We start from the raw sequence: 10,419 nt of genomic DNA, 5'->3' as shown, positions 1-10,419 counted from the left end.
CNNCACGATTGTGGCTACTACCAGGAGCAGCAGCTCGTGCAGCAGCAGTTGCCGCCGCCGCAGGTGGTGGACGCGCCCGGCGCGACCGTGACCGTGAGGCCACCCGTTGCGGTGGCGCCGATGTGACCAGCGAAGCTCAACATGAGTACTCCCTATGCGTAGGTATGAGGACACCCACGAGGTGAGCACCAGGCATCGCACTCGCGGGCATCGAGTGGTGCCAATATAGCGAAGTTCAAATATTTTTGCATCCCGGTCTACTTTCCCGCATATCCTCCAAAACGGCGCTAAAGCGCCCACCGTCGAATGCAAATGTGAAGCAGCAACCGCATTCGCGTCATGTTCTCGACATGATCACGTGCGCGACGGCCACGCCCGACGGCGATGAATCCACAGTAAAGTTTCATAGTCGACCCATGATCACTCTCGAACCGTCGACGGATCGCACCGTTACAATCACAATGTGCCTGTCGGTGATCACGATTGCCCCTCAACGGCCCTGAACGGCGTCCGAGAAGTGCTCGACCCGTATCCCGCCCGATACCTCGTCGCGGGAGGTTGGGCGTTGGACCTCTTCGCGGGCCGCGTCCGACGCGAACATTCCGATGTAGACGTGTTGATTCGTCGCGACGACGTCAAACCGTTCGCCCGCACCTTCGCCGAGTACTCGCCGAAGGTGAAGGACCAGAGCACCGGCGAACACGTCGACTGGCGGCCCGACATCGAGCTCGTCACCGGGAGACACACACTCACGATCAGCAGCGAAACCACGCCACCGATCGACGTCCTGCTCGCCGACTCCGCCGGCACCGACTGGGTCTTCCACAGGGGAGGGCGCATCCGTCGGCAATGGCGCCTCATCACCCTCTACACCGGTGACGGCCTGCCGTTCCTCGCTCCTGAAATCGTCCTGCTCTTGAAGGCGCGCGACATGCGCCCGAAGGACGATGCCGACTTCACCGAGATCGTCCCGCTACTCGACCGAGAACGCCTGACCTGGCTCCGCCCCCGGTTGTCCTCGCCGAAACGGCCCGATCACCCCTGGCGGCCGATCCTCGACAAGCTGCTCGACGAGCGGAACGCCTGACGGACGATCCCGACATTGTAGACTTTGGGCTCGTCTCGACCGGTTGGAGTTTGCATGTCCATAATGCGCGATCTCGGCCCCGCCGCCGACGCCGTCACCGACGTCGTCAACGGCATATCCCCGAGTGACCTGGCGTCGTCGACCCCATGCGGGGACTACACGGTGGCGACACTGCTCGAACACGTTCGCGGGCTCAGCATCGCATTCGCCGACGCGGCCGCGAAGATGGCCAGCCCGCTGACGGACAATCCACCCGCGCCAAGCGGTGAAGACCTGCCCGACGACTGGGCGGAGCAACTGCCGGACCGTCTCCAGGCGTTGGCGGAGGCATGGCGAATGCCGGACGCGTGGCTCGGTTTCACCCGTGTCGGCGGTGTCGACCTGCCCGGCGGAATCGCGGGTCTGGTGGCGCTCAACGAACTCGTCGTGCACGGCTGGGATCTGGCCGTCGCGACCGGCCAGGAATACAGTTTGGACGACGAGACGCTCGGCGGATCGCTCACCCTGCTCTATCCGCCGGAGCCGCAATCCGAGCGCGAGGGCGTCTACGGGCCCGTCGTCGAGGTCCCACCGGACGCTCCCGCGTTGGACCGCGTGCTCGGTCTCGCGGGCAGAGACCCGAAGTGGACGCCTTAGGGCACGCCCGGTGCCACGCTCGACCGTGCCGGATTGGCGCGATTAAGGCTCGTTCGGGATGTGTGGCGAAGCCTCCGGTTGGATCGATTGTGTCGCAATTGATTCGTCATCGCCGGAGGCTTTCGTTTGTTCAGGCAACAAGGCGTGGTGGTTTCCCCAACGAGCAACGGCGATCGTCGGCGCGGCTCTGCCCCGGCCCAGCCGACGGGCCGGTCGGTTAGGCGTTGCCGCAGGGTGTCGCCCGGAATTGCGTATCGGGTGCGGTCCGAGGCCGGGGGCGAGCTGTTCCCGACCGAGGGCCGACCCCCTGTACGAACCGGGAACGTCTGCGTCGCACACGGATCAGGGCCAATCGTCCGACTCTGAAAGAGAAGGCCCGCAATCGAAGGAGAACGGGACCCGCTTTCCGAACACCATGTTCATGACGTGGCTCGGGCTACTCGCCGCAGCCACCGCACGGCTCACGGCTAACCTCGCCTGATGCCTGACGCCATCCACACGGCACTGCTCAACGCCTTGTGCAACTGCCTGGTGTTCCTGGAGCAAGGTGACGACGACGAAGTCGACCCGGATTCGGCGGTACGAACCATGGAGACGGCGGCGGCTGCTCTGCTGGATCTGGCCGAGACCGATCGCACGACCCTCGTGGCGATGATCCACCAACTAGCTGATCAGGAGACCGACAAGGGTCGGCGAATGTTCGTCCATGGTGTCCCCCGCATGGTCGGCCTTGTCGATACCGAATAGGGAGCGGATCGGAGGTCGGGACGACTCGCGGTGCCATCGAGCGCGCCTCCGCCCCGAGGTCATCGGATCCAGAGTTCGACGCAGGTTCGTCGGGGCGGTGATCCGAACAATCGCGAGTGTCCATGATCGCGCTTTGCCTCGATCGACGGCACGGGCGTTCTCAGCCCGCAGGCGCCGGTTCGGCGGCGGGGCCGGGAACCGGGCGGGGCGGCCCACGATGGAGCCGCCCCTGACCGTGCTCGCTCAGGTCCCGGCTGCGATGTGGACCCAGTGGGCCTCGGTCGGTACGCGATTCTCCGCGACAACGACCAGCATGTACGCGCCCGGCGGTGCCGTGGCGGCGTTGGTCGGCATCGTCGCGCGCAGGTCCCACGTCCCGCCGTTGGGCTCGGCCTGGGCCTCGAGCCACACGAAACGCTGGTCCATGTTCGCCCCGTGCGTGGTCGCTCCGGGCCGGATCAACGCGACCCTGGCCCGCTCGTTAAGGGCAGGACCACCGGCGTTGACGAGGAACGTCGCGCCCGGCGTCAACGGCGCGTCGACCGTTCCGGGCGTGACACTGTGGATGATCGGGCGCGGACCACGGAACATGTACGCCGGGAAGTACCGCTCCGCCGTGGTGTCGACGAGCATCCGGTCGCTCGTGTTGTTGACATAACTGCCGAAACCGCCCGTCGAGCCGGCCTTGAGCAGGCTGCCGTCCGGCAGCAACAGGGCGGTCGAGTGGTATCGACGCTCCGTCTTGGCGGTTGCGGCGGGGGCGAACGCCGGTGCATCGGCCGCCGGGTCGAACAGCTCCGACTCGTAGACGGGACCACCGTTGATGTCGCCCCAACCCCAGGTCGATCCACCCGAGACGAGCACCTGGCCGTCGGCGAGCAACGTCGCGTCGCATAGGACACGCGGGTGCGCCATACGTCCACCGGCGTGCCAGGTGCCGGTGGCGGACGCGGTGTCCACTTCGAAGATCTCCGCCGTCGTCGTGGCGGGAAGCTCGGCTTCCTCACCGAGGAGAAGTCTGTGCTTCTCCAGCTCCTCGTGCTGGCCGCCGACATAGAGGACGCGCGGGTTGCGCCCGTTCTCCAGCGGCAACAGCACGGGCGCGCCGTAATGCGGGTAGCTGCGGGAACCGCGCGTACGCATCGGATACATGAAGTCGGTGCGCCGCAGACGATCTCCGGTGTAGCGGTACAGCCAAGCTCGGTTCGACTCGATGAGGCTGACGATTGCCTCACCGTTCGCCCCCGGCAGGACGTGGACGGCCGGGTACGTCGCCAACTGCTGGTAATACTCGGCGAGTTCCTCCCCCGGCAGGTCGGAGTGCGCCTCCGCGATCGCGGTGTTGATCCGGTCGATCGTCGGTTGGTCGATCAGATCGGCGGACGGATCGGCGCCCTTCGGATACAGCACCGTCCCGGTCACCGGATCGACGATCAGGTAGTCGTTATTGATCACGTTCCAGTAGCCGTCGGGCTCGTGGTCGCGCGGGTTCTGACGGGGAAGCGTCCGCGCGCCCGACGTGACGAGAATCCGCCCGTCGGGAAGCGCCGTCACCGACGGATACCAGCGTGGTGGGTTCATGTGGTGGTCGATGTGGGTCCACGCCGCCGTCGGGTCGAGGACCTTCGCGTCGTACATGTGGATCATGTCGGCGTCGTGCACCGTGTCGTCGAGGCTGAAGTGCCCACCCACGTGCATCAACCGCCCGTCCGGCAGGTGTGTCTGACCGCCGCAGAAGACGTTCTTGGGAGGCGTCATGACCCGGTCCGCCAGGGTGTAGTCGCCGAGGTCGAGCGCCTTGGCCTCCATGTCTCCCATCCGGAAGACGTCCCACAGCCATTGGCCTGGCACAGCGGGGTCGGGTACCGGTTCTCCGTCGAAGGGGTCCCGATCGCGGGCCAGGGAGTACATGATGACCTCCGCGCCGTCTCCCTTTCTCATGAGCGCGGCGTGAATCGCGACGATGCCGAGCTCGAATGGAGGGTCTTCCGGGGACAGTCCACCCCATACACCGCCCTCGGGTTCGACCCACACGTCGACCTCGCATTGGCGATCCGCCGACTGGATGACGAGCCGGTCGTCTGGAGCACCCGGCGAACCGACCCGGAGTGGTGTCAACGTCACCTCGGAGCCATCACCGGAGGGAGCGGCCTCTACGGCCCGGCCGTCGACGGCGCCGTCGATCGCGGTGTATCCCGTCGTCGACGAGACCGTGATGGCCGCCCCGGACTCCCCGGCGGGTGTGACCCGCAACCGCAGGGGTTCACCCGATCCGTCGCGGCGCAACCGAAGTCGCAGCCAATCGGCGGACGTGTCGGATCCTTCCGGTATGACCGAGAAGTGTTCCTGTCCGGTTGCGGTGTGCCCGGCGGCCCGCAGCGCCGGTGCGATGGCGACGGCTCCAGCGCCGACGAGCGCCGCCGCGAGCACCGTCCGGCGTTCGAACCGGTGCCCGTCGCGTGGATCGTGTGTTGTGGACATTCGCTCCCCCGTGTCGTCCCTGGTCGGCGGCGGACTCGCCGCCGGGCATAGTTTGCACCAGGGTGGACAATGGGGGGTCGTTTCATGCCGATTGACGTGGATCGAATCCGAATGTCCGTTTTCGACGTCAGTTGACTATGTGGATCGGCACGTCCTCGGGGAACGGATAGGGGGCCTCGAACGGCAGCAACGCCGTGGCTTCGTCGAGCCGGCCCCTGGCGACGTGACCGCCGACGGCGTGCATGAGCTCGGTGATGTCGGTGATGCCCTTGATCCACTCCCCGACGTAACGGGTCACGCCCTCGCCCGATAGGCCGATCTGAATGGACCGATGGTCGAGTGGCCGATGGCGAAGGTCGCGTTCCGGGTCCCATTGGACGCGGACGGGTTTTCGTAGCGACTCACGCCATTCATCGCGGCCACGGTGGACGGCGCGATCGTAGTGGCTCAACGAGGAGTTCCGTAGCGCCCAGGCGAAACCCTGCCTGTCGACGTCGACGGCGAGAACACGTTCCTGTCCGGGCTTGCTGGCGTAGCCGCAGCGATAGGCCATCCACAGGAACGACGGCTTGATCCACGTCATCCGCTCCATCCTGAAGGGTGGGACGAAGGTGCCGGCCGCCGTCGCCGCGTCGGCGATCGCGGCCGGGTACGCCTGATACACCCGGATCGTCGAGTCGTCGAAGGACGCGCGGATCTGTTTGGACGTCATGAGGGGCATCATCTCAACCCCGCGCCAGCCCGGATCGGCGCGACGTTGACAGTGGACGACCGGCGGGCGATGGGCGGATAGCCTGGGCCGCAGTCGGCTCAGGCGATACGATGCGGCCCGTCAGCGACCTCCTCCAGGGTGACGTGAGGGGCTCCCCACCGTCCCGATGGGCAGGGCGCGGTCACGCCAGCGCCCGCCTGCGGTTCTCGACGAATCCGGACCTACGGGACTGCTGGGCTCCACTGATTCCCCGTCACACCACGCTGCCATTCGCCCGAGCCTCCTGACCCGTTGATCCACACATCGCCGTCGCCCCCTCCCGGACGGCGAGTCGGGACTTTCCTCGGCGGGCCGTCTGATCTTCCGTCCACTCGCGACCACCGTCGTTATCGAACCGTTACGCAGCGTGGCTCCTCACCTTGGGCCGGGCGAGCCCCGGTGGGGCTCGGCGCCGACCCGCAAACCGTCCTCATCGGATACGCGAGATCGCTCAGCCCGAGACGGCTCCGTCAACGAACACCAGCGCCAGGCACCTTCGACGCCCGCTCCAAACTCCGAAGTGGAGACACGCTTCGAACGGCGAGAATCGATCTGGACCCGTTGCGGTGAGCCGATAACGTCCCGTCCGTCCACCGCCACAGTCCGGCCGACCCCGCCGACTCAAGCACCGCCGCCGGGTTCGACGAGGCCCGACTCGTAGGCGACGACGACCAGCTGCGCCCGATCACGGGCACCGAGCTTCACCATGACCCGACTGACATGGGTCTTCGCCGTCGTATGACTGATGCACAGGCGCTCGGATATCTCCTGATTGGACATGCCGTGCCCGACGAGGGCGAGTACCTCGCGCTCGCGAGGCGTCAGAACCGACGGTTCCATCATGGACGTGAGGCGGCGGGGCGCCGCTACGTACTCGGCGATCAACTGCCGCGTCACCGACGGCGCCAGCAGCGCCTCCCCCGCCGCGACGACCCGAACCGCGCGGATCAGGTCCTCCGGTTCGGAGTCCTTCACCAGGAATCCGCTCACCCCGGCGTGCAGGGCCTCGACGAGGTACTCCCGCAGCGCGAAGTTCGTCAGGATCACCACGCGGACTCCGGCCAGTTCCGGATCGGCGCAAATCCGTTGGGCCGCCTCGATTCCATCGTGGCCGGGCATCTGCACGTCGACCAACGCCACGTCCGGCCGATGGTGCCGGACCAACTCGACGGCGGCTGCCCCGTCGGCAGCCTCGGCGACGACCTCGATGTCCGGCTCCGCTTCGAGCAACACGCGAAAGCCCGCCCGGATGAGGGCCTGGTCGTCTGCGAGCAGCACCCGGATCACGCGACCGGCTCCCGCACAGGAACGGGCAGTTCGGCCCGCACCGCGAAGCCGCCGGAGAGGAGACCGGTCGCCGTCAATCGCCCACCAAGCGCCTCCGCGCGTTCGCGCATGCCGACGACCCCATAGCCTTCGACATCACCACCACAGCCGTGGCCGTCATCGACGACCTCGACGTTGGCCACGCCCCCTGCCAGGCGAATCGTCACGGTCACCGAGTTCGCCTCCGCATGACGCACCACATTGGTCAAGGACTCCTGGATGATCCGAAACGCCGCCGCGTCGATCTCGGCGGGCAGCCGCTCGGTGAGTTCCTCGCGCAACTCGACGTCGATACCGGCGGCCCGGACACCGACGAGCAGGCGTGACAGTCCGGACAGCGTCGGATTGGCCTCGACCTCGCTGATCCGCAACGTTCCCAAGGTGGCCCGCAGCTCCCGCATCGCGTCCTGACTGGCGGATTTGATGTGCCGCACCGCCTCCTCCGCTTGAGCGGGCCGGTCCGGCAACATGTGCAGCGCCACCGCCGACTGCACGTTGATCACCGAGATCGAATGCGTCAACGAGTCGTGCAACTCCCGCGCGATCCGCACGCGCTCCTCCGCCGCCTGACGCAACTCCGCCTCGTCCCTGGCCCGCTCGGCCTCCCGCGCGCGAGCGCGCGCCTGCGCCAGGTTGCGTCTCGCATGCCGCGTCACCTCGCCCGCGATCATGATCGCGGTCATCCAGCCCATTCGCCCGCCCGTCCGATGGATCGAATCGATCGGATCTGAGGCCAGCACGACCGCCGTTCCCACCGCGATGGCCGTGCAGCCGACGATGATCGCTATCGCCCGCGCCCGATATCCTTGACTGGACAATGTATACAAACCGATCGCGGCCGGAATCGCGGCCGCGATGTTGTCGTTCACCACCAGGAAATAGGTGCCCGCGCACAGGGCTCCCAGCGCCGCGACGACCATCGGATACCGCCGTCGGACAACGATCGCCAACGACGCGACGACCAGCAGGGCGATCCCGGCGCCGTGCAGCGAGGGAACCGACACCAGGGCTTCCTCGCTGCCGGCGGACATCGAGCCCGCGACCGCCACCACCATCACACCCAGCGCCAACACCGGGTCCCACTGCCAATTGATCGCCTCGGGTCCTCGTCGCATGCCGCAAAACTATGCCCCGTGCCGCCGCTCGACACCCTGCGGGGGAAGGAGCCGCGAGTACTCCCCGGGAAGTACGACGGCGACCGTCCCACACCCGACGCACTCCCCACGCCGTACGGCCGATTGTCGTCCGCGGCCCGATGTCGGTACGGCCCAACGGCGCCAGGATTCAAGCCTGCCAACGATGGGGAGAACTCATGAGCATTGCGACCGCGCCCGCGAGCGCGCGAACCGACCGGATACCGGGCTGGATCATCTGGACCCTGCGTCCCCTGACGGCGTTGATCGCCGTCGGCACCATCGCCCAGCCGGTGGTGGCTGGCCTGTTCATCACGGGCAATGTCAACCTGCTCGTCGCACACCTGATGATCGCGCTGGCGCTCATGGTGGCGTCATTGCTGCTGCTCATCGGGACGATCCTGTACTGGCGCCCCGGTCGCGGCTCGGCAAGGCCGATCCTTCGCTCCGGTGTCCTCTTCGTACTGATCCTCGGCCAATCGGCGCTCGGGGCGTTCCGGATCCTCGAACTGCACTTCCCGCTCGCGTTCGTCGTAGGTGGCGTCGCGAGTGGCATCGCGGCGTGGGCGTGGGCGGAATCGACGCGGACGATCGGAGCGGCGGAATGACACCTCGGCGTGGATTCAAACGACGCACGGTGCTGAAGCTCGGTGGGATCGCGGCGGGCGCGACGGCGATCGCGGGGTGCAGCGCCGTCATCCCGGAAGCCGCCGGGCGGGAATTGACGAGCGACCTGCCACTACCCGAGCGGTTCGTCGTGCCGTTGCCGATTCCGCCGGTGGCGACGCCGAACGAGGCGGGCCGGTACATGTTGACCCAGCGCGAAAGCGACGTCGAGATCCTGCCGGGGACGCGGACGCGGGTATGGGGGTATGACGGGGTGTTCCCGGGCCCGACCTTCGACGTCCGCCGAGGTGAACCGATCATCGTGGACGTTCGGAATGAATTGCCCGCACCGACGTCGACCCATCTGCACGGCGGCGTCAATCCATCCGATTCGGACGGTTATCCGACGGACGTGATCGTCGCCGACGGACACGACTTCGATCCGGGCGCGGGCTCGCACATGGCGACGGACGCCGACCAGTGGCGACTCCACCGAGGGGGCCGTGAGTACGAGTATCCGGTGGAACAACCCGCCGCGATGCTCTGGTACCACGACCATCGCATGGACTTCACGGCCCCGCAGGTGTGGCGCGGCTTGTGCGGCATGTTCATCGTGCGCGACGACGACGAGGACCGGCTCGAACTACCGTCCGGCGACCACGAGCTGCCGTTGCTCCTGTGCGATCGGGCCTTCAACGCGGACGGCTCGTTCAAGTATCCGTCCGTGGACGACTCGCTCTTGGCCGAGCCCGGCGTCACCGGCGACTACCACCAGGGAGTGGAGGGCGATGTCCTGCTCGTCAACGGCGCGCCGTGGCCGACGACGTCCGTCGACAATGGCTCGTACCGGTTGCGGCTGTTGAACGCGTCCAACGCCCGACGCTTCGAACTCGCCCTGGACGACGGCGGACGGTTCACCCAGATCGGCAGCGACCAGGGATTGCTCGCGGCACCGCAGGTCCTGGAGACGATCACGATCGCGCCCGGCGAGCGCTTCGACGTGATCGTCGACTTCTCCGGCCATGACGTCGGCGATCGCGTGGTCCTGCGGAATCTACTGGGGACGGGTGCGGCCGCCGAGGTGATGCGGTTCAGCGTCGATCGCGCGAAGGGGACGCGGTACCGCGTTCCGAAGCGGCTCTCGGAACCCCCGGCCATCGCGGTGGAGGACTCCGTCGGTGACCGCAAGTTCGCCTTCGCGCTGACGAACCACGAGCATGGTCAGATGTGGACGATCAACGGAAAGCCGTTCGATCCCGCCGACTCGCTCGCCACCGTCAAGATCGACACTGTGGAACGTTGGATGTTCTCCTCGGACTTCCACCATCCGGTGCACGTCCATCTCGGGCACTTCCAGGTCCTGAACCGCAACGGAAAGCCGCCCGCCCCCGAGGACGCCGGGTGGAAGGACACGGTGGATCTTCGACCGTACGAGTTCGTCGAGGTCGCGGTCCGGTTCTCCGGGCATCGGGGCCGGTACATGATGCACTGCCACAACCTGGAACACGAGGACATGGCGATGATGGCGAACTTCGACGTCGTCTGAGCGGACACTCCGAACCGTCGAAAACAAACTCCGCTTGGTTGGGCAAAAGTTCCGCTTGGTTGGGCAAATTGCGAAAACACGCCTGTTTCGAACATTTGCCCAACCA

At 66.7% G+C, this 10,419-nt stretch carries 9 protein-coding genes; 5 read left to right on the top strand and 4 right to left on the bottom strand.

Annotated elements, in window-relative coordinates:
- The first annotated feature begins 463 nt into the window (after positions 1-463).
- The 3 genes from ACM9NP_RS18680 to ACM9NP_RS18670 all read left to right on the top strand — a co-directional run bounded on the left by ACM9NP_RS18680 (position 464) and on the right by ACM9NP_RS18670 (position 2,470).
- Positions 464-1,087 carry a nucleotidyltransferase domain-containing protein gene (locus ACM9NP_RS18680; RefSeq protein WP_415648029.1) on the top strand — a complete coding sequence of 208 codons (624 nt, stop codon included), beginning with the start codon at positions 464-466 and terminating at the stop codon, positions 1,085-1,087.
- A 54-nt stretch (positions 1,088-1,141) separates the two neighbouring features.
- Positions 1,142-1,723 (top strand): TIGR03086 family metal-binding protein, encoded by a 582-nt coding sequence (locus tag ACM9NP_RS18675; RefSeq protein ID WP_415648028.1) that lies wholly within the window; start codon positions 1,142-1,144, stop codon positions 1,721-1,723.
- A 480-nt stretch (positions 1,724-2,203) separates the two neighbouring features.
- Positions 2,204-2,470 carry a hypothetical protein gene (locus tag ACM9NP_RS18670; RefSeq protein WP_415648027.1) on the top strand — a complete coding sequence of 89 codons (267 nt, stop codon included), beginning with the start codon at positions 2,204-2,206 and terminating at the stop codon, positions 2,468-2,470.
- Between the two features lie 243 nt (positions 2,471-2,713).
- Here ACM9NP_RS18670 and ACM9NP_RS18665 read toward each other — a convergent pair whose 3' ends face one another.
- The 4 genes from ACM9NP_RS18665 to ACM9NP_RS18650 form a co-directional block, all read right to left on the bottom strand.
- A complete protein-coding gene (locus ACM9NP_RS18665) occupies positions 2,714-4,951 on the bottom strand; it encodes a glyoxal oxidase (RefSeq protein ID WP_415648026.1) in 2,238 nt (745 codons plus the stop codon).
- A 127-nt stretch (positions 4,952-5,078) separates the two neighbouring features.
- On the bottom strand, positions 5,079-5,663 hold the full coding sequence (locus tag ACM9NP_RS18660; RefSeq protein ID WP_415648025.1) for a DUF4291 domain-containing protein: 585 nt from the start codon (positions 5,661-5,663) through the stop codon (positions 5,079-5,081).
- Positions 5,664-6,323: 660 nt separating this feature from the next.
- Positions 6,324-6,989, bottom strand: a complete 666-nt coding sequence (locus ACM9NP_RS18655; protein ID WP_415648024.1) for a response regulator — start codon at positions 6,987-6,989, stop codon at positions 6,324-6,326.
- On the bottom strand, positions 6,986-8,143 hold the full coding sequence (locus tag ACM9NP_RS18650) for a sensor histidine kinase (RefSeq protein ID WP_415648023.1): 1,158 nt from the start codon (positions 8,141-8,143) through the stop codon (positions 6,986-6,988). Before ACM9NP_RS18650 ends, ACM9NP_RS18655 begins: the two co-directional genes overlap by 4 nt.
- Before the next feature lie 197 nt (positions 8,144-8,340).
- On the opposite strand from ACM9NP_RS18650, the gene ACM9NP_RS18645 reads away from it, so the two are divergent.
- The gene (locus ACM9NP_RS18645) at positions 8,341-8,769 is read left to right on the top strand and encodes a hypothetical protein (RefSeq protein ID WP_415648022.1); all 429 of its coding nucleotides are present in this window, start codon (positions 8,341-8,343) and stop codon (positions 8,767-8,769) included.
- Positions 8,766-10,313 carry a multicopper oxidase family protein gene (locus ACM9NP_RS18640; protein ID WP_415648021.1) on the top strand — a complete coding sequence of 516 codons (1,548 nt, stop codon included), beginning with the start codon at positions 8,766-8,768 and terminating at the stop codon, positions 10,311-10,313. The genes ACM9NP_RS18645 and ACM9NP_RS18640 overlap by 4 nt, the downstream gene beginning before the upstream one ends.
- The last annotated feature ends 106 nt before the right edge of the window (positions 10,314-10,419 follow it).

This window comes from Stackebrandtia soli, assembly GCF_965137155.1.
GTDB lineage: Bacteria > Actinomycetota > Actinomycetes > Mycobacteriales > Micromonosporaceae > Stackebrandtia > Stackebrandtia soli.
The sequence above is the reverse complement of the archived record's forward strand: the minus strand, read 5'-3'. Positions and strand labels throughout refer to the sequence as shown.